The following is a 24,393-nucleotide window of genomic DNA, read 5'->3' on the forward strand; positions in this document are numbered from 1 at the left end:
AAGACGGTCTTTTTTTGTGTAATATATCTATATTTCAACAATGTAGGATTGTAAAATAAGAACTTCATTTATCATTACAAAAAAACGATTGCGCTTTAAATTATAGATAATTATTACAAATAGCATTTTTTTTAATAATTGTTATAGATTCATAATAAGGAATTCAAATAATCTTTATAAGTTTATAGGGAAATGCCATTTATAAGCTATGATAATCACACATCTAAGTGCCGAATGTTATCCAATCGCCAAAGTAGGCGGTTTGGCAGATGTTTTAGGAGCGCTACCAAAATACCAAAATGAACTAGGTGCTACTAGTCAAGTTGTAATGCCTTTTTATAAAAACAAATACACACAATCTCATTGTTTTGAAGCGGTGTATAACGATACTATTTTACTAGGTGAAACAGATTATGATTTCAGGATTTTAAAGTTAAAAGATCATGAAAACGATTTGGGATTCGATATCTTTTTTGTCGATGTTCCAGAGCTTTTATACACCGATTTTGTGTATACCACAGATGATACTGAACGCTTTTTAGCGTTTCAAATTGCTGCATTAGATTGGATTGCACAAGGGGATGTTATTCCAGACGTCATACATTGCCACGATCACCATACAGGATTAGTTCCTTTCATGATGCAAGAATCGTTTAGATATTCTATGCTAAGAAAAGTACCTGTAGCATTTACCATTCACAATGCGCAATACCAAGGTTGGTTTTCTCACGATTTGGTGTATCTCATACCTGAATTTAAATTTAGCCATGTTGGTTTATTAGATTGGAACCACAGTATAAATCCACTTGCAGCTGCCATAAAGTGTTCATGGATTGTAACCACGGTATCACCTAATTACATGGACGAATTAAAATTAAGTGCCAATGGCCTTGAGTCGTTACTAAGCGATGAACATGCTAAATGTATCGGAATTTTAAATGGTATAGACACAGAGGTTTGGAACACAGAAACAGACCCATTAATTATAGAAAATTTTACACAAGATACCATAGAATCAGGTAAGCTAAAAAATAAAGAATGGCTCTGCAAAGAATTTAATTTAGATATTAACAGACCTCTTTTTGCTTTTATTGGGCGTTTAGTTGAACAAAAAGGAGCCGATTTATTTCCTAAGATTTTTTCAGAATCGTTGTTTGGAAACGACATCTCGATATTACTATTAGGTTCTGGAGAGAAACACACCGAAAACGACCTGATTAACCTTAAAGAAAAATTTCCAGATAAATACAATGCCTACATTGGTTACGATGAAAAACTCTCGCATATTATTTATGCTGGAGCAGATTTTCTCTTAATGCCATCTCGTGTAGAGCCTTGCGGATTAAACCAAATGTATGCGTTAAGATACGGTACAATTCCAATAGTTAATAACGTTGGAGGTTTAAAAGATACTGTAGAAGATCTTTACGATGGCGGATTTGGAATTTGCCACAACGGGGTTACCGTGTCAGAAGTTTGTGAAGCCATTGAGCGTGCTTCAGAATTTTATGATTCAGATATATTTAAACAAACTAGAGCAGAAGTTATGTCAATAGATCACTCTTGGCATGCTTCGGCACAATCATATTTAAACGTGTATAACTCATTAAATCCATTTTTATGATTAACAACAAAGTACTATCTATTATTCTAGGTGGAGGTCAAGGCTCAAGACTTTACCCTTTAACCGAAGACAGATCTAAACCAGCTGTTCCAATTGCAGGAAAATATCGATTAGTAGATATTCCGATCTCAAACTGTATCAATTCAGACATTAAACGCATGTTTGTATTAACTCAGTTTAATTCAGCCTCATTAAACCGTCACATTAAAGATACTTATCACTTTAGCTTTTTTAGTTCTGCTTTTGTAAATGTATTAGCGGCCGAGCAAACCATTAGCAATAGCAATTGGTTTCAGGGTACCGCAGATGCCGTTAGACAAAGTATGCACCACTTTTTAAGAAACGATTTTGAGTACGCTTTAATTCTTTCTGGAGATCAGTTATACCAAATGGATTTTAATGAATTAATAGAAAAACATATAGCTAGCGGTGCAGAAATAAGTGTAGCAACATATCCTGTAAATGCAAAAGATGGTACAGCTTTCGGTATTTTAAAAACCGATGAAAATAGTATGATTTCTTCATTTATAGAAAAACCTAACAGCGAATTAATTAAAGGTTGGGAATCTGAAGTAAGTGATGAGATGAAGGCAGAAGGACGTCACTACCTAGCGTCTATGGGGATTTATGTTTTCAATAAGCAGTTGTTAGTCGATTTAATGAACGATCCAAGCACCAACGATTTTGGTAAAGAAATTATACCACAAGCTATTGGTAAACGCCCCGTGTATAGCTACCAATACGAGGGTTATTGGACAGATATAGGTACTATAGAATCGTTTTTTGAAGCAAACTTAGGATTAACAGACGATATTCCTAAATTCAATTTATACGATAAAAACCAGCGTATTTATACACATGCTAGAATGTTACCAACCACCAAACTAGCAGGAACAACATTAAATAAAGCTGTAATTGCTGAAGGCTGTATGATTCAGGCCTCTAAAATAGAACATTCTGTTATTGGTATTCGTGCACGTATTGGAAAAGATACTGTAATTACCAACTCATATATTATGGGATCAGACTATTACGAAACCCTTGAAGAAATAGATAAAAACCACATTCAAATTCTTACTGGAGTTGGTGAACGTTGTGTAATTAACAATGCTATTATTGATAAAAATAGTAGAGTTGGAGACGACGTAACCATTAACGGAGGTAAGCATTTAGAAGATACAGAAACCGATCTTTATGTAATTAGAGATGGTATTGTAGTTATTAAAAAAGGCGCTGTTGTACCATCAGGCTTTAAACTATAACACCAAAGTATCTTATTTTTTCACTTCAAAATAATTTGAAGCGATTTACAACAAACAACTATGGCACAAGTTATACCGTTTAGCTTATTCACAGATTTTGATATTAATTTATTTAAATCTGGGAAACATTATAATTTATTCGAAAAATTTGGATCTCATATAGTCACTTGCGAAGGTGAAAAAGGAACATATTTTGCTGTTTGGGCACCAAGCGCAAAATCGGTTTCTGTAATCGGAGATTTTAATTATTGGAACGCAGAAGAACACCCTCTTAACGTCCGCTGGGATTCCAGCGGAATTTGGGAAGGTTTTATTCCTAATATTGGCAAAGGTAGTTTATACAAATATGCTATTATTAGCCATAATAACAACATAAAAACAGAGAAAGCAGATCCGTATGGAACCCGTTGCGAGCAACCTCCAAAAACAGCTTCTATAATTTGGGATAATTCAGATTATAAATGGAAGGACAAAAGTTGGATGTCTTACCGGAACGAAAAAAACGGATTAGACAAACCGTATGCCGTTTACGAAGTGCATTTAGGCTCTTGGATGAAAAACGTTGAAGAAAATCGTTTTCTAACCTATACAGAACTTTCGGAAACCTTAGTGGCTTATGTAAAAGACATGAATTTTACTCACGTAGAATTTATGCCTATCATGGAATATCCTTACGATCCGTCTTGGGGTTATCAAATTACAGGATATTTTGCGCCGACTTCTAGGTTTGGAACTCCGCAAGAATTTATGGGATTGGTAGATGCTTTTCACAAAGCAGATATTGGTGTGATATTAGATTGGGTTCCCTCCCATTTTCCTTCAGACGCTCATGGTTTAGGCCAATTTGATGGCTCTTGTTTATACGAACATCCAGATGAAAAAAAAGGATACCACCCAGACTGGAAAAGCTTAATTTTTAATTACGAACGTCCAGAAGTTCGCTCTTTTTTAATTAGTAACGCAGTCTATTGGCTTCAAAATTATCATATAGACGTCTTACGTGTAGATGCAGTTGCCTCGATGATTTATTTAGATTATTCTAGAGAAGACGGCGAATGGGAACCAAATATTTACGGTGGAAATGAAAATTTAGCAGCCGTTTCATTTTTAAAAGAATGTAACCAAGCTGTTTATAGTATGTTTGATGGCATACAAACCATTGCAGAAGAATCTACAGCCTTTACAGGTGTTACCAATAAGGTTGAATTTGGTGGCTTAGGTTTTGGTATGAAATGGATGATGGGTTGGATGCACGATACCTTAAATTATTTCAAAAAAGATCCCATTTACAGAAGTTACCATCAAAATGATATTACGTTTAGTTTAGCTTATACATTTTCAGAACACTTTATGCTTCCTATTTCTCATGATGAGGTGGTGTATGGAAAAAATTCTGTACTCGGGCGTATGCCTGGAGACGAATGGCAACGTTTTGCAAATTTAAGACTAATGTTGGGTTATATGTACACTCACCCCGGAACCAAATTATTATTTATGGGTGCAGAGTTTGGACAATATAACGAATGGAATTTTCTAACCAGTTTAGATTGGAATTTACTAGAATTTGAACCGCATATACATACAAAAGCATACGTTAAAACCTTAAATAAACTCTATCAAAACACACCTGCTTTATACGAAAAAGGATTTAGTCAAGAGGGTTTTGAATGGATTAGCTACGACGATCATCAGAACGCGGTAATGTCTTACATTAGAAAAGGACACGACCAAGAAAACGATCTTATAGTAGTGTGTAACTTTACTCCAAATAGTCATAAAAACTACGATATCGGATTACCAAGAAAAGGGAGTTTAATAGAAGTATTTAGTAGTGATAATGAAGCTTTTGGTGGTAGTGGTATTATAAATTCTAAGGCGATTAAAGTAGAAAAGAAAACATGGAATAATAAACCATTTAAAGCATCTATAACTATTCCGCCATTAGCAATAACCATTTTCAAATATAAGTAAAGGCCTTATTTTGTATTATGTTTAGTTTTAGTACGTAAAGATTATTCTTTTAATTAAAAAGTGCATTTAATTTTAATAAAAAGAACGGATGGAACCCTATAAAAAACCTTAGGTTTATATACCATTCTAATTGAGATACTATGATTATAAATACAGAATTAGAACACAAGGGAAATCAATATCCCAACCACATTGTTTTTTACGAAAAAAATATTGATACGCTACTGTTTAAAACAGAAAACGGAGTAAGCTTACAACTCACTATTGTTCGCGATAGTGTGTTACGTTTTAGATATGCATCTTTTGTTAATTTTGAAAACGACTTTTCGTATGCCATTACTAAATACGCCCGAACAGGATATAATCATTTAGAAGTACAAGAAACAGATCAGTTTTATGTAGTCACCACATCTAAACTGATCTGTAATATTAATAAAAGTAATTTAAAGATATCTATTTACGATGCAGTCGATCATACATTAATGTGTGAAGATGAGATTGGTTACCATTGGGAAGAAAATTATGAGTTTGGTGGTAACATTGTAAAAATGAGTAAAATCTCTAACGACGGAGAAAGTTACTATGGTTTAGGAGATAAACCTGATCACTTAAACTTAAAAGGAAAACGTTTAGATAATTGGGTTTCAGATTCCTTTGCTTTCGGAAAATATACAGATCCCTTATACAAAGCCATTCCGTTTTATACAGGTTTACATCATGGTAAATCGTATGGCGTATTTTTCGATAATTCGTTTCAAACTTGTTTCGATTTTGCTCAAGAACGTAAAAACGTAACCAGTTTCTGGGCTTATGGAGGAGAAATGAATTACTATTTTATTCATGGTCCAAAAATGACAGATGTTGTGGCCAGTTATACAGATTTAACTGGAAAACCGCATCAGCTTCCAGCCCTATGGTCTTTAGGATATCACCAATGTAAATGGAGCTATTATCCAGAGACTAAAGTTAAAGAAATTACCTCTACATTTAGAGAACTTAACATTCCGTGCGATGCTATTTATTTAGATATCGATTATATGGAAGGGTTCCGTTGTTTTACCTGGAACAACGACTATTTTCCAGACCCAAAACGTATGGTTAAAGAACTGGCTGATGATGGATTTAAAACCATTGTAATTATAGATCCTGGGATTAAAATAGATCCTGAATACCACGTTTTTCAAGAAGCTTTAGAAAAAGATTATTTCTGCAAACGTGCAGATGGTCCGTATATGAAAGGAAAAGTTTGGCCAGGACAATGCTATTTTCCAGATTTTACGAAAGCAGAAGTTAGAGATTGGTGGTCCGATTTATTTAAAGAACTTGTTGAAGATATTGGCGTAAGAGGCGTATGGAATGATATGAACGAACCTGCGGTAATGGAAGTTCCAAATAAAACGTTTCCAGACGATGTACGTCATGATTACGAAGGAAACCCTTGCAGTCACAGAAAAGCACATAATGTTTATGGCATGCAAATGGCTAGAGCAACCTATCATGGATTAAAGAAATTTGCATACCCAAAACGCCCATTTGTAATTACAAGAGCCGCGTATTCTGGCACACAACGTTATAGCTCATCTTGGACCGGAGATAACATTGCGTCTTGGGAACATTTATGGATTGCCAACGTACAAGCACAACGCATGTCGCTTTCTGGATTTTCATTTGTAGGTAGTGATATTGGTGGCTTTGCAGAACAACCCAATGGCGAATTATACACCCGTTGGATTCAGTTAGGCGTATTTCATCCCTTTTGTAGAACACATTCATCTGGAGATCATGGCGAACAAGAACCTTGGATGTTTGGAGACGAGGTTACAGATATAGTTCGTAGTTTTATAGAATTACGTTATCAGCTTCTCCCCTATTTATACACCGCTTTTTGGCAGTATTTAGACGAAGGTATTCCCATTTTAAAATCACTTGTACTCTACGATCAAGAAGATATACAGACTCACTATCGTACAGACGAATTTTTATACGGAAACGACATTTTAGTGTGCCCCATTTTAGAACCTAATTCCAAAGGTCGACGCATGTATATACCACGCGGAAAATGGTATAACTTTTGGACGCAAGAACTTATTAAAGGCGGACGAGAAATTTGGGTAGATACAGAATTAGATACTATGCCTATTTTTATAAAAGCAGGAAGTATTATTCCTAAATATCCGGTACAACAATATGTGGGAGAAAAGGAAATTGAGGAAGTAACCTTAGATGTACATTATAAACTAGGTAAAGCACAATCTTTATTATTTGACGATATACATGATGGGTACGATTATACTAAAGGACGTTACAGTTTAAGCAAATTTAAACTGAATGGTAAGCCTAAAGAACTAATTATACAGCAACATACTACAGGAAAGTTTATAACGCCTTATACACGCTTTAAATTAAAATTTATAGGATTACCTTTTAATATTTCTAAAATTGAAATTGATAATGTAGAAATTAGTCTGGATGTTTTAAACACCGTTATACTTACAAATACATTAATTTTAGATAAATACTTTAATGAAATACATATTATGTAATTACATACAATTTAAACTCATAAAAAACGCTCATGAATAATCTTCACGAGCGTTTATATTTTTATCTATTTTTTCAACTTTAAAACCCAAAGCTTTTACATTTTCTCCACATCAAAAGGTTTACCTAAATACACTAAAATATAACCTGGTTCAATCTCGTGTTTATCTTTATTAGAAGACGAAATAATTTCTAAAATACCTTTATGATTTTTTACAAAAATTGGAATAATATCTTCGTCGGCATCACTAATATTTAATAAGTTTAAAAAGTGTGCTTTGTTTTTAATCTCTATCTCGTTTATCGCAGGATATTTGCGCGTCACTTCGCTTAGGGAATTAAAATCGTCTGTCTGAGAAAATAAACCTTCTCGCGGAATAATATCTGCATTATTCATTTCATCGGCAGTTAATAGTCTAAACGATCCGTTTTCACCAAACTGTTTGCTAAACTTATTTATCGCGTATTTATTAACATCAGAACTCGCTGTTAAAGCCATAAGGAATCCTACATCATTCAATTCAATATTATCCATTAAAGTATCCGAATAAATGTTCGTGTTTATAGCTTCTAATCCTAATTCTTCACTCTTTTTAATATTTAGTGGGTTACTATCAATCATAACCACATGGCGTCCGTTTTGCTCTAAATAATGACCAATTAATCGCGATAATTTAGAAGCGCCAACGATTAAAATACCTTCAGATTTTTTCAGAAATACGCCAATTACTTTGGCAAATACACGTGCTGTAGTCGCATTTAAAAGTACGGTTCCAAGCACTATCATAAACACTAAAGGTGTAATATATTCTGCATCTTGTATGCCGCTTTTTGCTAACTTTAATCCAAATAACGATGCAATACCAGCTGCAACAATACCACGAGGTCCCACCCAACTTATAAATAACTTTTCTTTTAGTTTTAAAGACGATTTATAAGTACTTAAAAACACCGCTATTGGTCGGATTATAAAAACTACTATGGCAAATAAAACAGCTGTATTCCAGTTATATATGAGTAATAAATCGCTCATATTAATATTAGCCGCCAGTAAAATAAACAGTATTGAAATTAATAAAACACTTAAAGATTCTTTAAAGTAAAGTAACTCTTTTAGGTAAGGCGATTTAGAATTTCCTAGAACCATTCCCATAACTACTACTGCTAAAAGGCCAGATTCGTGAGCAAAAGAATCGGACAATACAAAAACACCTAATACAGAAGCTAAAGCAAATACATTTAATAAATAATGCGGAATCCATTTTTTATTGATGATAGTGTTTAAAGCATGTGCAAATGTAAATCCGAATGTAAACCCAAATAACACAATTTTTCCAAACTCAATAAAAGCACGTTTAGTGAATTCGCCACCAGCATCTACACTAATAAATTCGAAAACCAAAACGGCAATTAATGCGCCTATTGGATCTATTAAAATACCTTCCCATTTTAAAACGGCAGAAACGTCTTTAGGAAGCGGAATATTTCTTAGAATTGGAGTAATTACAGTTGGTCCCGTAACAATGATTAGAGAAGAGAATAAAAACGAAATTTCCCAACTTAAGTAAAATGTATAGTGAGCCGCCATTGCAGCACCAAAAAAGGTTACTGCAGAGCCTAAGGTAATAAGTTTTGTAATGGCCGGAGCAACGTTTTTAATTTCGTTTAATTTTAACGTTAAACCACCTTCAAATAAAATAACACTAATGGCTAGAGATACAAAATAAAACAAACTTTCGCCTGGAAATAAACCTTCTCTCCCATTCCAAATGGGTTCAATCCATTTCGATCCATCTTCAGAAAAAAATTGTGCCGCAATTGGCCCAACCAATAATCCGATAAGTATTAAAGGTAAAATAGCTGGAATTTTAAACTTCCAAGCGACCCATTGCGCTAATATCCCTAATATAATTATCCCCGCGAGTTCTAACATGCATCATTTATTCTATTGTGAAAGATATAAAAGTTTTGGTTTATTTAAGCGACACAATTCTTTTTTATGTTAAAAAAGACCTAATAAAAAATAACAATTACTTAAAACTGCGCCACTATTTTTAACTTTACAGTATAAAATTAATAAACATGAATTTATATCCAATTGAAACTGGTAATTTTAAGCTAGATGGTGGTGCTATGTTTGGTGTTGTACCTAAAAGTATCTGGCAAAAAACCAATCCAGCAGATTCTAATAACTTAATTGATATTGCTGCAAGATCTCTTTTAATAGAAGATGGAAACAGGCTTATTTTGATAGACACAGGCATGGGAGATAAACAGTCTGATAAGTTTTTTGGATATTATGCCCTTTGGGGAAACCATTCTATAGATGCGTCTTTAAAAAAATATGGTTTTCATAGAGACGATATTACAGATGTGTTTTTAACACATTTACATTTTGATCACGTTGGTGGAAGTATTCAATGGAATAAAGACAGAACAGGGTATGAACCTGCATTTAAAAATGCTCATTTTTGGAGTAATAAAGACCATTGGTTTTGGGCAACCCAACCTAATGTGAGAGAAAAAGCATCTTTTTTTAAAGAAAATATCATTCCCATCGAAGATAGTGGGCAGTTAAAACTTACTGCACTTCCTGAAAACGATCTTCTAAAAAATAGCGAATTGGGTTTCGATATTTTATTTGTGAACGGGCATACAGACAAACAAATGATTCCTCAAATTAAATACAAGGATAAAACTATAGTATTTATGGCCGATTTATTACCTACCGCAGGACATATACCTCTGCCTTATGTTGTTGGATACGATACTAGACCTTTAATCACGCTTAGCGAAAAAGAAAAGTTTTTAAATCTAGCTGCCAACAATAATTATTATCTATTTTTGGAGCACGATGCTCACAACGAAATAATTACTCTTAAACATACAGAAAAAGGCGTACGTCTTAAAGACACGTACAGCTGTAACGATATTTTTAATTAACATATTAAATTACACATGAATATTATTAAACCAATTTTATTTTCTGCTATAGCAGCAACTGTTTTAACTAGCTGTGGTGGTGGTGCAAAAGTACTATCTACGCCTATCGAAAACATAGATAGTATACCTTTAAAAGTATCGCCTTTAACAGATACTCAAAAACATACTTGGGGACATTTAGATCTTATTCAAGATACCATTCCAGGAATGAGTGTAGATAAAGCCTACACAGAAATTATTAAAAATAACGAAGGAAAAACGGTAATTGTTGCAGTAATTGACTCTGGAATAGATATTGAACACGAAGATTTAGACGGTGTAATCTGGACTAACGAAAAAGAAGTTCCTGGTAATGGAATTGATGACGATAAAAACGGCTTTGTTGATGATGTTCATGGATGGAACTTCTTAGGAGATACGTACAACGAACAATTAGAATTTGTAAGAATCTTAGCCACTGGAGACGAAACTAATCCGGATTATGCAAGAGCTAAAACAGAATACGACGAAGAATATTCTAAGTTTTTTAACTACAAAACTCAGTACGACCAGTTATTACAACAACTAAAAGGAGCAGACGAATTAATCTCTGCTAAATTAAATAAGTCTGATTATAACTTAGCTGATATTGAAACTATTGAAGCTGGAGACGATGAAGCCTTATCTACTGCAGTTGCTATTGGAAAATATATTTTAGGTCTTGGTTTTGAAGATGTAAATGCTGCTAAAAAAGATTTAAACAATGGTCTTGAAAGTATTTCTGAACGTTTAAACTACAATTTAAATATTAAATTTCAAGGTAGAAAAACAGGAGACAATCCAGACGATTTAACAGATATTGGATACGGTAACGGTAACGTTATGCCTGTAAAAGATTCTGAAAGCCATGGAACACACGTTGCCGGAATTATTGCTGCAGAGCGTAATAATGGTTTAGGTGTTAATGGTGTTGCAAATAATGTAAAAATTATGAGCGTTAGAGCTGTACCTAATGGCGATGAGTACGATAAAGATATCGCTTTAGCTATTCGTTATGCTGTAGATAATGGAGCACAAATTATAAACGGAAGTTTTGGTAAATATTACTCACCACACAGTGACTGGGTAAGAGATGCTATTGCTTACGCTAGTGAAAACGATGTATTATTTGTAAATGCTGCAGGTAACGAAGGTCAAGATCTAGATGTTAAAAATTGTTTCCCTAACGACCAAATAGACAATGGTCCAGAAGTAGGAGATACATTTGTTACTGTTGGAGCTTTAGAACCTAAATACGGACCAGAAATGGTTGCAGGATTCTCTAACTACGGAAAAATTAATGTCGATGTATTTTCGCCTGGTGCTAAAATATACTCTACAGTTCCTGGAAGCGATAAATACGATACTAAAGGCGGAACTTCTATGGCAGCACCTGCTGTTGCTGGTGTAGCTGCTTTAATTCGCTCTCAATATCCAAAATTATCTGCGGCACAAGTGAAACAAGTCTTAATGGATTCTGGTTTACCTGTAACTGTAGATGTTATTGTTGGTGGAGACGCTACTAATAAAGCACCTTTTGCAGATTTATCTAAATCTAAAAAAATGGTGAATGCCTATAATGCATTAATATTAGCTTCAAAGTTAAAATAAATATTTCTTAATATATTTAACCTCATCAACCTCAACTTGATGAGGTTTTTTATTTAAACCCTCTTAATTATATGAAACAAATTTTTTACTCAATTTTTGGACTTCTATTCCTTCTTACTTCTTGTAAATCTACAATGAGTACAACTAACAATAGTAGTACCACAACAAATTCAGACCCTGCATATTGGCAACAACATGTAGATTATACTATGGATATCGATATGGATGTTAAATCTTATCAATATAAAGGTGTTCAAAAATTAGTGTATACTAACAATTCTCCAGATGTGTTAACAAGTGTGTATTATCACTTATTTTTAAACGCATTCCAACCTGATAGCGAAATGGATGTGCGTTTACAAAATATTGAAGATCCAGATGGTAGAATGGTAGAGAATGGTACAAGTAGAATTTCTACTTTAACACCAGACGAAATAGGATACATTAAAGTAAAATCTCTTAAACAAGATGGTAAAACTATTCCTTACGAAACTGTAGGAACTATCCTTGAAGTAAAATTAGAACATCCTATACAACCAGGCGAACAAGTAACATTCGATATGGATTTTGATGCACAATTGCCTATTCAAATCCGTCGTTCTGGAAGAAATAACAAAGAAGGTGTTGCTTTATCTATGACGCAATGGTATCCTAAATTAGCAGAATACGATTTTGAAGGTTGGCATGCAGATCCATACATTGGAAGAGAATTTCATGGTGTTTGGGGAAATTTTGATGTGACTATAAACATTGATAAAGACTACACAGTAGGAGGAACGGGTTACCTTCAAAATCCTAACGAGATAGGTCATGGTTACACCACTGAAACTGTAAACAATACCGATAAAGATAAATTATCTTGGCATTTTATAGCACCTAATGTACACGACTTTACATGGGCTGCAGATCCTGAATATGTACATGATACTATGCAAGTACCTAACGGACCAGTATTACATTTCTTCTATAAAAACAAATCAGAAATTGCTGAAAATTGGAAAAAGCTTCAACCTAAAGCTGTAGAGTTAATGCAATATTTTAGTAACGAAATAGGGAAGTACCCATACAAACAATACTCAATTATCCAAGGTGGAGATGGTGGTATGGAATATGCTATGTGTACACTTATTACTGGAGAACGTAAATTTGGTAGTTTAGTAGGCGTTACAGCTCATGAAATGGCACACACTTGGTTTCAATTCTTATTAGCTTCAAACGAGTCAAAACACGAATGGATGGACGAAGGTTTTACAAGTTATATTAGCGACCAAGCCATGAATGTTATCATGAATGAAAATAAAGCAAACCCTTCTGAAGGCGCTTACCGTGGCTATTATTATTTAGTAAAATCTGGAAAAGAACAACCACAAACTACACATTCAGACCGTTACCATAATAATATGGCATATAGTATTGCGGCTTACAGCAAAGGAGAAGTCTTTTTATCTCAATTAGGTTATGTTATCGGAGACACAAATTTAAAAAATACCCTTAAAAAGTATTTTACAGATTTCTCTTTTAAACATCCAAGACCTATTGACATTATACGTTCTGCAGAAAAAACATCTGGTTTAGAATTAGATTGGTATTTAACAGATTGGACACAAACTACAAATACAATAGACTACGGAATTAAATCTGTAGAAGATGTAGCAAACACCACTAAAGTTACTTTAGAACGCATTGGATTAATGCCTATGCCTTTAGATATTGAAGTTACGTATACCAATGGAACAAGAGAACAATTCTACATTCCGTTAACAATGATGCGTGGAGAAAAACCAGCAACAACGCCTAGAACACAATTAGCAGATTGGGCTTGGGCTTATCCAACGTACACGTTTACCATTAAAAAACCACAAGGTGCTATAAAAAATATACAAATAGATCCTAAAGGTTTAATGGCAGATATAAACAAAGAAAACAATACACATTAAGCTTAAATACACAAGCTAATCGTAATTAATAACGCATGTTTATACATTTGTAAAAAACATGCGTTATTTTTATATAAAATTATTTTAACATGAATTTAAATTCAGCATTATATACCGATTTATATCAGCTTGCCATGGGGCAGTCTTACTTCTTGAAAGAAAAACACAAAGTAAGCGCAACGTTCGATTACTTTTTTAGGAAAACACCTTTTGAAGGTGGTTATGTGCTTTTTTCTGGTTTAGAAGAAGTTTTAGATTGGTTGGAAACTGTAGCTTTTTCTGAAGATGATATCGCGTATTTAACTGCACAAGGATTTAATTCTGATTATATAGAGTATCTTAAAAATTTCAAATTCACCGGACATATTCAAAGTATGCAAGAAGGTGAAATTATCTTTCCTTTTAGTCCTATTTTAACCGTAACAGGTTCTATTATTGAATGTCAGATAATCGAAACATTTATTTTAAATGCCCTTAATTTTCAGTCGTTAATAGCAACCAAAGCCAGTCGAATTAGATACATCTCGGGAGAGGAAAAAAGTTTAGCCGAATTTGGACTAAGACGTGCACAAGGTTATGCTGGGCTACAGGCTTCGCGTGCCTCATTTATTGGCGGATTCGATTATACATCTAACGTACTTGCTGGTAAACTTTACTGTATTCCTGTTTCTGGAACCATGGCGCATGCCTACATACAAAGTTACGACGATGAACTTACGGCCTTTAGAGATTTTGCAGAAACACGACCTGTAAATTGCGTCTTGTTGGTCGATACTTACGATACCCTAAAAAGTGGTATTCCAAACGCTATTATTGTGGCTAAAGAAATGGAAGCTCGCGGAGAACGATTACTTGGTATTCGATTAGATAGCGGAGATTTAGCATATTTATCTAAAGCCGGTAGAAAACAACTTGATGAAGCCGGATTAGAGTATGTAAAAATAGCAGCTTCTAATCAGTTAGACGAGCATGTAATTAGAAGTTTAAAAGAACAACAAGCACAAATAGATATTTATGGCGTAGGCACAAATTTGGTTGTTGGAAAAGAAAATGGCGCCTTAGATGGTGTGTATAAATTATGTAGCTTTAACGATACACCGCGAATTAAAATTTCTGAAAATTTAAAAAAGATGAATTTTCCAGGAAAAAAACAAGTGTATCGCTATATGAATGAAAACGGACTATACATTGCAGATGCCATTACCTTAGATCATTTAGAAGCACCAAAAACAATGGCACATCCTTTTGAAACTCATAAGCGAATGGCTATTGAATACGCTACGGTAAAACCATTATTACACGATGTTATGATTGATGGTAAACGTGTACATGCAAAAAAATCGACTGCAGAATTGGTACAAATTACCAAAGACAATCTTTCTAAATTACCAACAGAACACAAACGTTTCGATAATCCGCATGTGTATAAAGTAGGATTAAGTCCAGAGTTAGAAGCTTTAAGAGATCAATTAAAAAAAGAAAAATTAATGTCGTAATGAAAGCACTTATTCTTGTAGATATTCAAAATGATTTTTTACCAGGCGGAGCACTTGCCGTTGCCAAAGGCCATGAAATTATTCCGTTGGTAAATTCACTACAATCTAAATTTGATGTTGTTGTAGCCTCTCAAGATTGGCACCCAGAACATCATGCTAGTTTTGCAAGTAATCATGATAATAAAACTGTTTTTGAAGTAATTAATTTACATGGTCAAGAGCAAGTATTATGGCCAAATCATTGTGTACAAGGTACAGCTGGAGCATCATTTTTTTCAGCCTTAAATACAAATGCTGTATCTGCCATTTTTAGAAAAGGCATGCATAAAGAAGTAGATAGTTATAGCGCATTTTTCGATAATAATAAAACACAACATACCGGTTTAGAAGCCTATTTAAAAAGTATGCAAGTTACAGATGTGTATGTTTGCGGATTAGCAGCCGACTATTGTGTATATTTTACAGCTAAAGACGCACAAAATTTAGGCTTTAAAACCTATTATATTACAGATGCAACCCGTTACATTTCTGAAGACATGTACAACACTGCTGTAACAGATTTAAAACAACTTGGAGTTACCATGTTAACCAGTGACGAGATTTAATTTATGAAGTATACTTACGGTAAAACCGAAAAACTTAAAAGTAAAATTACTATTGAAAAACTCTTTACAGAAGGGAAATCAGTATCTGCTTATCCGTTGCGTTTAGTATATTTAAAAACCAGTTTTGAAGATAATGTCACTATAAAAGCTGGCGTGTCTGTAAGTAAACGAAATTTTAAATTAGCTGTAGACAGAAATCGAATAAAACGATTGTTAAGAGAAGCTTACCGACTAAATAAAAATGAGCATTTTAGTACGATTTCGTCTCAATATGCGTTTATGATTTTATATTTTGGTAAAGACGTACCGAGTTACGAATTTGTTGAAAAGAAAGTAAAGACCTTATTTGAAAAATTTTTAAAAGCAGAAGCCGAAAATATATAACCTTTTTTCAATTTATAACATTAGATTAAAAACCGTTTTATACATGAAAACATTACTTAAAAAAAAGATCCTAATTCCTGTTTTTGCGGTTGCCATATTTTTTTCTACCACAGCATTCCAAAACGATTTTTTTGAAATCGCAAAGCAAATAGAAATCTTTACAACGCTGTATAAAGAGCTAAACATGAATTATGTGGATGAAACCAATCCGGCAGATTTAATGGACACGGCTATAAAAAGTATGTTGAAAGATTTAGATCCGTATACCACTTTTATGAACGAACAGGATGTGGAAGCGGCCAGGATTAATAATACTGGCGATTATACGGGTATAGGAGCGCGTGTAAAGACACTTAAAGATAAGTTAGTAATCGTAGAACCGTATAAAGATTATCCTGCAGATAAAGCCGGTTTAAAACCTGGAGACGAAATTATTAAAATAGGAACTATAGATTTAGAAACCTTTAAAGACGATAAAGGCGACTTATTAAAAGGATCTTCTGGAACAAGTATAGATGTTACATATAAAAGACAAGGTAAAATTTATACAGCAACTATAAATAGGGCAGAAGTAGAGATAAATGCTGTACCTTATTTTTCTATGATAAACGACCAAACCGGATATATTGTATTAAGTCAGTTTAATAATAAAGCATCTTTACAAACTGCTTATGCGGTTAAAGATTTAAAAGCCCAAGGTGCAGAAAAAATAATTTTAGATTTACGCGATAATCCTGGCGGATTATTGCATGAAGCTGTTAATGTAGTAAACATTTTTGTACCTAAAGCACAGTTAGTAGTTACCACAAAATCGAAAGTTAAAAAGTTTAATAAAACGTATTATACACAGAAAGAAGCTTTAGATGTAGAAATTCCTTTAGTGGTGTTAATAAATGGCCGCAGTGCTTCTGCTAGCGAAATTGTAGCAGGTACTTTACAAGATTTAGACCGTGCCGTTATTATTGGATCTCGTAGTTTTGGTAAAGGCTTAGTACAGCGCCCAAAACAACTCACTTACGGAACCCAGTTAAAATTAACTATTTCTAGATATTACACACCTTCTGGACGTTGTATTCAGGCTTTAGATTATTGGCATCGCGACGAAAAAGGTGCAGCAGTGCGTATTGCTCAAGAAAATTATCATGAGTTTAAAACTAAAAACGGAAGACCTGTTTTTGATGGTGGTGGCGTCTTGCCAGACGAAGCTTTAGAAATTACTAAAAACTCGGCCATAACAAATGCGATCTTAAATAAGGATCTTATTTTCGATTATGCGACAACATATTATTATGCGCATCCAAACCTAAAAGATGTAAATGCTTTTAAACTGACGGATTCCGATTTTAACGACTTTAAAAAATACTTAAAAACTAACGATTTTAACTTCGAAACAGATACTGAAACCGCATTAGCAAAAGCTTTTGAAAGTGCTAAAAAAGAAGGTTTGGATGATAACATACAAAAGGATTACAATACACTTATTAACAATCTAAACACCTCAAAAATAAAGGGTATAGACGAAAACAAAGCACAATTATCGAGTTTATTAACAGACGAAATTGTGAAACGCTACGCCTACAGAGAAGGTGTTTACGATTATTATAAAACACACAATCCGGAAATAAAACGTGCTACAGAAATTTTAAGCAACACCACCACTTATAGTAAGTTTTTAAACCATTAAGGTTTTAAAAGCATACCTACATGCGGAATACCATCTTCTAAATACGGTTCAGAAACTGTTTTAAAACCTAAATTGTTATAAAAAGACTCTAAGTGTTTTTGTGCCGAAATTTTTATAATACTTTCGTTAAACTCGTCGTTTATAGCGTGTATAGACGCCTTCATTAAATCGTAACCATATTTATGTTTACGCTCGGTTTCCTTTACTATAACACGGCCAATACTGGCCTGATCAAAATAATCGCCTGATCTAAAAATTCTAGTGTAGGCTACTAATTGGTTTTGTTTAAAACCTAAAACATGAAGTGCTTTATTATCTTTACCATCAATATCTTGGTATACACAATCTTGTTCTACTACAAAAACTTCACTACGTAATTGCAATAAAGCATATAATTCGTGAATGTTAAGTTCGTTAAAATATTTTATTGTTAAGCTTATCATGTTTTAATCTTGGACTATAATTTCTTTGGGATCTTTTTTATTAAATTCTGGTTGAATATTAACATGATTTATATTGAATTTATCACGTAAAAGAGTTTCAATCTGAAATAAGATATCGTTAAATTGAGTTAATGTAATGTTTTCTTTAAAATCTAAATGCGCTTCTAAATGCAATTCATCATCGTTTAAATTCCAAATGTGTACATGGTGTAAATTATTTACTTTAGGTATAACATTCACAGCTTCAACCACATCTATAACTTTAATATTGCTGGGTGTAAATAACATAATCATTTTGGTAGAGGTTATTAACAATTCGTAACCAACCCAAATTAAATAGAGTCCTATTAAAAAGGTAAGCACACTATCTACCCAAAACATTTGAAAATATTTCATGAGTAAACCACCTATTAATACAGCTACACTTGCCATCATATCTGTAAACAAATGTAAATAAGCGCTTCGCATATTAAGGTTAGTCTTAGAATCTCCTTTTAATAACAATACACTCACACCATTTGCTAAAATACCTAAAACAGATAACCAGATAACGAGGTTAGATTCTATAGGTTCTGGATGATTGAAACGTTTATAAGCCTCTCTTATTAATAATATAGCTATAATAATTAAGGTTGAAGCATTTATAAATGCTGCTAAAATTTCTGCACGTTTATAACCAAAGGTTCGGTATTCAGATGCTTTTTGCTTAGATAATCTGTTTGCGATGTAACTTACAATTAAAGAAATAACATCTGTAAAATTATGAAGCGCATCGCTCAATAAAGCTAAACTACCTGAAACCAATCCACCTATAACCTGACTTAATGTAATAAGTATGTTTAATAAAATAGAAATTATTAAGTTTCTACCTTTTAAACTATGGTGATCGTGGTTATGGTTATGTGAACTTGACATTTAGCAACTTACTGGAATTTTATTTACTCGATTTTGGTGTCTTCCACCTTCAAAAGCAGTGTCTAAAAAGGCATCTACCATTTCTATAGCTTGTTGTACAGCAGTATAACGAGCAGGAATACTTAAAATATTAGCATCATTATGCTGTCTTGCTAAAACAGTAATTTCTTTGGTCCAGCATAAAGCAGAACGTACAGCTTGATGTTTGTTCGCAGTCATATTTGCACCATTACCACTTCCGCAGATAATAATACCAAAATCGACACTCTTATTAGTAACATCTGTAGCTACTGGATGTATAAAATCTGGATAATCTACGCTATCTGCAGTATCGGTTCCATAATTGTTAACAACGTATCCCTTTGCTTCTAAATGCTTTACGATTGCAAATTTGTATTCTGTTCCTGCGTGATCATTTCCGATTGAAATTTTCATAATGTTTCTGGCTATTTTTTATTAAATTATATTGTAAAAATGGTTCTTATTTTAAAGAGTATAAAAGTACGAAATGATGGTTAATAAACTACCTAAATGCCTAATAATTACATACCTTAACTCATTTTAATTTTATTAAATCTTACGTTAAGTATACCATTTTTAAACGTTTACATAACAATTGTTCATAAAAAGTATTTAAGTATTAATTAATTGTTAATATCTGTTCATTTCTTTTTTAAACTTTAATTTTCAAATGTCAATTATTTTTCCAACCAAAGATTAACTAATACACTCCAAAAATTTAACTCCTTTTCTTTAGAAAAGTTTTTAGACCAAAATGAACGCATATAAACATCAAAATTCAATCTTTTTATCAAAGATTTTATGTAAATTACAGTTATTAACAACTGTTAACAACCTAATAAAAACAATTAAAAATTAACACTTTAAACTTCTAATAAGATGTTCATTCAGTATCAATAGAATGTAATCTAAATAGAATCAAAATAAAACTCAAAAAAGTTATACCAGTTATTAACAGACTATAATAAACACCATTTTATTTTAAATTTTAAAAAAGAAAAAAGGATTATTATATATATTGTTTATAACTGTTTTTGAAGACTAATTTTAAATGAATCGTTAAACTTCTTAATAAAGAAACATTGATTTAGTTTTTAAAATGTAGCTTTGTTACAATACAAATGTAGATTATGACAAGAAAGCGAAAAAAGAAAGCTTCTAAAGGAATTGCTAATCTCTCCGATACGATTATAAAAATTCTAAGAAAGGAACGTAATAAAACCTTCAATTATAAACAAATAGCTGCGATTTTAAATGTAAATGATGCCAGCAGCAGAAATCAAATTATAAAAAAACTTCAATTATTACTCTCTAAAAAAGAAATTGAAGAAGTAGAACGCGGTAAATTTAAGGCCGTAGTAAACACAGAATACTATAAAGGAATTTTAGATTTAACAGCTAAAGGTTCTGGTTATGTAATTTGTGATGATTTTGAAGACGATATTTATATTGCTTCAAACAATGTTAATAAAGCTTTAAATGGTGATGAGGTAGAACTTTACGTATACAAACGTAGAAAACACGGTAAGTTAGAAGGCGAAATTACAACTATTATTAAACGTGCTAAAACAGAGTATGTTGGCGTTATTCAACTGAGTAAAAACTACGCTTTTGTAGTGGTTGATGGTAATAAAATGTATAAAGATATCTTTGTGCCTATTAATAAAACAGCTGGTGCGGAAGATGGAGATAAAGTTTTGGTAAGTCTAGAAGATTGGCCAGAAAAAGCAGATTCTCCTAACGGAAAAGTTTTAAAAGTTTTAGGAAAACCTGGAGAACATAATACAGAAATTCATGCCATTTTAGCCGATTACGGATTACCATATGAGTTTCCTCCTGAAGTTGAAGAGTTTGCAAATAATATAGATACTTCGATTACAGAAGACGAAATTAAAAAGCGTCGCGATATGCGTAAGGTATTAACTTTTACGATTGATCCGAAAGATGCTAAAGATTTTGATGATGCATTATCTTTTGAAGTGTTAGAGAATGGAAATTATGAAATCGGAATTCATATTGCCGATGTATCGCATTACGTGCAAGAAGGAACAATTTTAGATGAAGAAGCTTACGAGCGTGCTACATCTGTGTATTTAGTAGACCGTGTAGTCCCTATGCTTCCTGAAATTTTATCAAATAATGCGTGTTCTTTACGTCCGCACGAAGAAAAATTTACGTTTTCAGCAGTGTTCGAATTAAATAAAAAAGCACAAGTTGTTAACGAATGGTTTGGTAGAACTGTAACATATAGCGATGCGCGATTTGCTTATGAAGAAGCCCAAGCGATTATAGAAAGTAAAACAAATACCATTCCTGCTGAAGTCTCTCTAACCGGAGAAAGCTATTTAGCAGATCAAGCCGTTGCAGATGCCGTTTTAAAAATGGACGAATTAGCTAAAATTATGCGTGCAAAACGTATGAGTTCTGGAGCGATTTCGTTTGATAAAGTTGAAGTTAAATTTAATTTAGATCAAGAAAGTAACCCGATAGGTGTATTCTTTAAAACGTCTGCAGATGCCAATAAATTAATTGAAGAATTTATGTTGTTGGCTAACAGAAAAGTATCGGAATTTGTTGGTAAACAAAAACCAGAAAAAACGTTTGTGTATCGTGTACACGACGAACCAGACGAAAGTAAATTACAAGCCCTTCAAAATGTGGTGTCTAAGTTCGGTTATAAATTAAATTTTAAAGATCGTAAATCTATTTCGTCATCATTAAATGGTTTATTAAGTGATGTTTCTGGAAAAAAAGAACAAAATTTAGTCGATACTTTAGCGATTAGAACCATGAGTAAAGCGGAATATACCACGCACAATATTGGGCATTACGGTTTAGCTTTTGATTACTATAGTCATTTTACTTCACCAATTCGTCGTTATCCAGATGTTATGGCACACCGTTTGTTACAACAGTATTTGGATGGAGGAAAATCTGCTAACGAAGCGATTTACGAAGAGAAGTGTAAACATTCCAGTAGTATGGAATATTTAGCGACTAAAGCAGAACGCGATTCTATAAAATATATGCAAATTCGTTTTATGCAAGATCATGAAAATGAAGAGTTTGTAGGTGTAATTTCCGGAGTAACAGACTGGGGGATTTATGTAGAAATTATAGATAATAAGTGCGAAGGTATGGTAAGAACACGCGATATTAAAGACGATTATTATGAGTTTGATGAAAGTCAGTTTGCAATAATTGGACGCGAATCTAAAAAAATGTATCAGTTAGGAGACGAGGTTATTGTAAAAGTTAAGGATACAGATTTAGTTAAAAAACACCTTGATTTTAATTTAATAGGGAAGGCAAACGCTTAAAATTATTCCAAGATAGTATCAATTTTTAAATTGTTAATAAGTCTGAATATTGTAAAAAGTAAATTTTTTAATACGGTAGGTTTTTCATTAATTCTTACCGTTTTTAATTAGGATTATAGAGTTAATTTTTAATTTTATAAACTATCAAGTAGAGTAAAATATAATTATATTTCAATCAAAATGAAACAGTTAGTAATAGTATTTATAGCATGTTTATCTTTAGGATTACAGGCACAAAACGATGTAGAAAAAACAGTTGGAGATTTTAAAGAACTTAAAGTCTACGATCTTATTCACGTAAATTTAATTAAATCTGATGTTAACAAGATCACAGTTTCTGGTAACAATGCAGATAAGGTTGAAACGGTAAATAAAAACGGAACCTTAAAAGTTAGAATGAGTTTAGATAACATTTTTAACGGAGAAAATACTAAAGTGAATGTGTATTACACCGCTATAGATGTTATAGATGTTAATGAAGGTGCTTTAGTAAAATCTGATGATGCTGTAGAACAATTTGAAATTGAATTAAAAGCACAAGAAGGTGGAAAAATAGATATGCCTTTAAAAGTATCTTTTGTTGTTGTAAAATCTATCACTGGTGGTGAAATTACTACTAGTGGAACTGCTAAAAATGAACAAATTAACATTTTAACAGGCGGTATTTATAACGGACAATTATTAGAGTCTGAAACCTCTAAAGTTTCTATTCATGCTGCAGGTGAAGCTCATGTTAAAGCCTCTAAAACTGTTGATGCTACCATTCGTGCAGGTGGAGATGTTTACATTTATGGTAAACCAGAAACAGTGAACGAAAATAAAGTATTAGGAGGAAGAATTCTTAGAGTAGACTAATTCCCTTAAGTTTTTACTAAATTTGCGATAGAGATCGCGAACTATGTTAGAAGATGTTTTAAGAGCTATTCCGTTTGGAATATTATTATCCTTTACTATTGGACCCGTATTTTTTGTTTTACTAGAAACTAGTGCTACAAAGGGATTTAAAAGTGCTCTTATATTTGATTTAGGGGTTATTATTGCCGACATTTTTTTTATTGTTGTGGCTTTTTATAGCACCAGTCGTATATTAGATCATGTAAAAGACGATCCTAATTTCTTTGTGTTTGGTGGTGTTTTATTAGTGGCTTATGGTGTAATCTCATTTGTAAAAGCTCAAAAATCTTTCAGAACTATAGTTAGAGAATACCACAGTATTGAAGTTCAAAAAAATTACGGAAAACTCTTTATGAAAGGGTTTCTATTGAATTTTATTAACGTTGGTGTTTTATTAGGATGGATTAGTTTTATAGTAATTGGAAACTCTATGACAGATAATGAATATGGCGTTCATATTTTTCTCGGAACTATACTTGCTGTCTATTTTATAGTCGATTTATTTAAAATGTTGGCCGCTAAATCGTTAAGAAATAAATTGACACCACGTCTTATTTTTAAAACCAAAAAAATAGTATCTCTTGTTATTTTAGGTTTTGGTGTTTTACTGTTAGTACAAGGTTTCTTTCCAAAAGAAAAAGAACTTATTAAAGATAAGTTTGAGCAAATAAATCCGTTAGATTAAACATATAAAATCCAGAGTATTTTTATAAAATAACTCTGG

The 24,393-nt window shown here is 32.8% G+C and carries 18 protein-coding genes; 14 read left to right on the top strand and 4 right to left on the bottom strand.

From position 1 onward, the window contains the following. Window positions 1-208: 208 nt before the first annotated feature. From AST99_RS09345 to AST99_RS09360, 4 genes are all read left to right on the top strand, one after another. A complete protein-coding gene (locus tag AST99_RS09345; protein ID WP_057781573.1) occupies window positions 209-1,624 on the top strand; it encodes a glycogen synthase in 1,416 nt (471 codons plus the stop codon). Further along, window positions 1,621-2,886: a glucose-1-phosphate adenylyltransferase gene (locus AST99_RS09350; RefSeq protein WP_057781574.1), complete on the top strand. Its 1,266-nt coding sequence runs from the start codon at window positions 1,621-1,623 to the stop codon at window positions 2,884-2,886. The genes AST99_RS09345 and AST99_RS09350 overlap by 4 nt, the downstream gene beginning before the upstream one ends. Window positions 2,887-2,946: 60 nt before the next feature. Further along, the gene (gene glgB / locus AST99_RS09355; protein ID WP_057781575.1) at window positions 2,947-4,857 is read left to right on the top strand and encodes a 1,4-alpha-glucan branching protein GlgB; all 1,911 of its coding nucleotides are present in this window, start codon (window positions 2,947-2,949) and stop codon (window positions 4,855-4,857) included. 140 nt (window positions 4,858-4,997) lie between these two features. Beyond that, a complete protein-coding gene (locus AST99_RS09360) occupies window positions 4,998-7,400 on the top strand; it encodes a glycoside hydrolase family 31 protein (RefSeq protein ID WP_057781576.1) in 2,403 nt (800 codons plus the stop codon). 95 nt (window positions 7,401-7,495) lie between these two features. Here AST99_RS09360 and AST99_RS09365 read toward each other — a convergent pair whose 3' ends face one another. Continuing rightward, entirely contained in the window at window positions 7,496-9,331 is a 1,836-nt protein-coding gene (locus AST99_RS09365) for a cation:proton antiporter (protein WP_057781577.1), read from the bottom strand. A gap of 149 nt (window positions 9,332-9,480) precedes the next feature. On the opposite strand from AST99_RS09365, the gene AST99_RS09370 reads away from it, so the two are divergent. The 7 genes from AST99_RS09370 (at window position 9,481) to AST99_RS09400 (ending at window position 18,076) form a co-directional block, all read left to right on the top strand. Further along, window positions 9,481-10,341 (top strand): MBL fold metallo-hydrolase, encoded by an 861-nt coding sequence (locus AST99_RS09370; RefSeq protein WP_057781578.1) that lies wholly within the window; start codon window positions 9,481-9,483, stop codon window positions 10,339-10,341. Between the two features lie 15 nt (window positions 10,342-10,356). Further along, the gene (locus AST99_RS09375; protein WP_057781579.1) at window positions 10,357-11,970 is read left to right on the top strand and encodes a S8 family peptidase; all 1,614 of its coding nucleotides are present in this window, start codon (window positions 10,357-10,359) and stop codon (window positions 11,968-11,970) included. Window positions 11,971-12,041: 71 nt separating this feature from the next. After that, window positions 12,042-13,907, top strand: a complete 1,866-nt coding sequence (locus tag AST99_RS09380) for a M1 family metallopeptidase (protein ID WP_057781580.1) — start codon at window positions 12,042-12,044, stop codon at window positions 13,905-13,907. An 89-nt stretch (window positions 13,908-13,996) separates the two neighbouring features. Next, complete coding sequence (locus tag AST99_RS09385) at window positions 13,997-15,403, top strand: nicotinate phosphoribosyltransferase (protein WP_057781581.1); 1,407 nt, start codon at window positions 13,997-13,999, stop codon at window positions 15,401-15,403. Beyond that, window positions 15,403-16,008, top strand: a complete 606-nt coding sequence (gene pncA / locus AST99_RS09390; RefSeq protein WP_057781582.1) for a bifunctional nicotinamidase/pyrazinamidase — start codon at window positions 15,403-15,405, stop codon at window positions 16,006-16,008. The genes AST99_RS09385 and pncA overlap by 1 nt, the downstream gene beginning before the upstream one ends. Before the next feature lie 3 nt (window positions 16,009-16,011). After that, on the top strand, window positions 16,012-16,392 hold the full coding sequence (rnpA, locus tag AST99_RS09395) for a ribonuclease P protein component (protein ID WP_057781583.1): 381 nt from the start codon (window positions 16,012-16,014) through the stop codon (window positions 16,390-16,392). 43 nt (window positions 16,393-16,435) lie between these two features. Next, window positions 16,436-18,076: a S41 family peptidase gene (locus AST99_RS09400; RefSeq protein WP_057781584.1), complete on the top strand. Its 1,641-nt coding sequence runs from the start codon at window positions 16,436-16,438 to the stop codon at window positions 18,074-18,076. On the opposite strand, the gene AST99_RS09405 is transcribed toward AST99_RS09400, so the two are convergent. From AST99_RS09405 to AST99_RS09415, 3 genes are read right to left on the bottom strand one after another with little or no spacing between them, the layout of a single operon-like run. Next, window positions 18,073-18,519: a GNAT family N-acetyltransferase gene (locus tag AST99_RS09405; protein WP_057781585.1), complete on the bottom strand. Its 447-nt coding sequence runs from the start codon at window positions 18,517-18,519 to the stop codon at window positions 18,073-18,075. The genes AST99_RS09400 and AST99_RS09405 overlap by 4 nt on opposite strands. A gap of 3 nt (window positions 18,520-18,522) precedes the next feature. Next, the gene (locus AST99_RS09410; protein ID WP_057781586.1) at window positions 18,523-19,434 is read right to left on the bottom strand and encodes a cation diffusion facilitator family transporter; all 912 of its coding nucleotides are present in this window, start codon (window positions 19,432-19,434) and stop codon (window positions 18,523-18,525) included. Beyond that, the gene (locus AST99_RS09415) at window positions 19,435-19,869 is read right to left on the bottom strand and encodes an RpiB/LacA/LacB family sugar-phosphate isomerase (RefSeq protein ID WP_057781587.1); all 435 of its coding nucleotides are present in this window, start codon (window positions 19,867-19,869) and stop codon (window positions 19,435-19,437) included. A 716-nt stretch (window positions 19,870-20,585) separates the two neighbouring features. On the opposite strand from AST99_RS09415, the gene rnr reads away from it, so the two are divergent. The 3 genes from rnr (at window position 20,586) to AST99_RS09430 (ending at window position 24,354) form a co-directional block, all read left to right on the top strand. Further along, window positions 20,586-22,775: a ribonuclease R gene (rnr, locus tag AST99_RS09420; RefSeq protein WP_057781588.1), complete on the top strand. Its 2,190-nt coding sequence runs from the start codon at window positions 20,586-20,588 to the stop codon at window positions 22,773-22,775. A 180-nt stretch (window positions 22,776-22,955) separates the two neighbouring features. Beyond that, a complete protein-coding gene (locus AST99_RS09425; RefSeq protein WP_057781589.1) occupies window positions 22,956-23,630 on the top strand; it encodes a head GIN domain-containing protein in 675 nt (224 codons plus the stop codon). A gap of 43 nt (window positions 23,631-23,673) precedes the next feature. Then, window positions 23,674-24,354 (top strand): LysE family translocator, encoded by a 681-nt coding sequence (locus AST99_RS09430; RefSeq protein WP_057781590.1) that lies wholly within the window; start codon window positions 23,674-23,676, stop codon window positions 24,352-24,354. The last annotated feature ends 39 nt before the right edge of the window (window positions 24,355-24,393 follow it).

The organism is Formosa algae (assembly GCF_001439665.1).
Classification (GTDB): domain Bacteria; phylum Bacteroidota; class Bacteroidia; order Flavobacteriales; family Flavobacteriaceae; genus Formosa; species Formosa algae.

Coding starts and splice junctions, on each gene's coding strand:
- AST99_RS09345 (WP_057781573.1), top strand. CDS start 209: ATGATAATCACACATCTAAGTGCCGAATGTTATCCAATCGCCAAAGTA.
- AST99_RS09350 (WP_057781574.1), top strand. CDS start 1,621: ATGATTAACAACAAAGTACTATCTATTATTCTAGGTGGAGGTCAAGGC.
- glgB (WP_057781575.1), top strand. CDS start 2,947: ATGGCACAAGTTATACCGTTTAGCTTATTCACAGATTTTGATATTAAT.
- AST99_RS09360 (WP_057781576.1), top strand. CDS start 4,998: ATGATTATAAATACAGAATTAGAACACAAGGGAAATCAATATCCCAAC.
- AST99_RS09365 (WP_057781577.1), bottom strand. CDS start 9,331: ATGTTAGAACTCGCGGGGATAATTATATTAGGGATATTAGCGCAATGG.
- AST99_RS09370 (WP_057781578.1), top strand. CDS start 9,481: ATGAATTTATATCCAATTGAAACTGGTAATTTTAAGCTAGATGGTGGT.
- AST99_RS09375 (WP_057781579.1), top strand. CDS start 10,357: ATGAATATTATTAAACCAATTTTATTTTCTGCTATAGCAGCAACTGTT.
- AST99_RS09380 (WP_057781580.1), top strand. CDS start 12,042: ATGAAACAAATTTTTTACTCAATTTTTGGACTTCTATTCCTTCTTACT.
- AST99_RS09385 (WP_057781581.1), top strand. CDS start 13,997: ATGAATTTAAATTCAGCATTATATACCGATTTATATCAGCTTGCCATG.
- pncA (WP_057781582.1), top strand. CDS start 15,403: ATGAAAGCACTTATTCTTGTAGATATTCAAAATGATTTTTTACCAGGC.
- rnpA (WP_057781583.1), top strand. CDS start 16,012: ATGAAGTATACTTACGGTAAAACCGAAAAACTTAAAAGTAAAATTACT.
- AST99_RS09400 (WP_057781584.1), top strand. CDS start 16,436: ATGAAAACATTACTTAAAAAAAAGATCCTAATTCCTGTTTTTGCGGTT.
- AST99_RS09405 (WP_057781585.1), bottom strand. CDS start 18,519: ATGATAAGCTTAACAATAAAATATTTTAACGAACTTAACATTCACGAA.
- AST99_RS09410 (WP_057781586.1), bottom strand. CDS start 19,434: ATGTCAAGTTCACATAACCATAACCACGATCACCATAGTTTAAAAGGT.
- AST99_RS09415 (WP_057781587.1), bottom strand. CDS start 19,869: ATGAAAATTTCAATCGGAAATGATCACGCAGGAACAGAATACAAATTT.
- rnr (WP_057781588.1), top strand. CDS start 20,586: ATGACAAGAAAGCGAAAAAAGAAAGCTTCTAAAGGAATTGCTAATCTC.
- AST99_RS09425 (WP_057781589.1), top strand. CDS start 22,956: ATGAAACAGTTAGTAATAGTATTTATAGCATGTTTATCTTTAGGATTA.
- AST99_RS09430 (WP_057781590.1), top strand. CDS start 23,674: ATGTTAGAAGATGTTTTAAGAGCTATTCCGTTTGGAATATTATTATCC.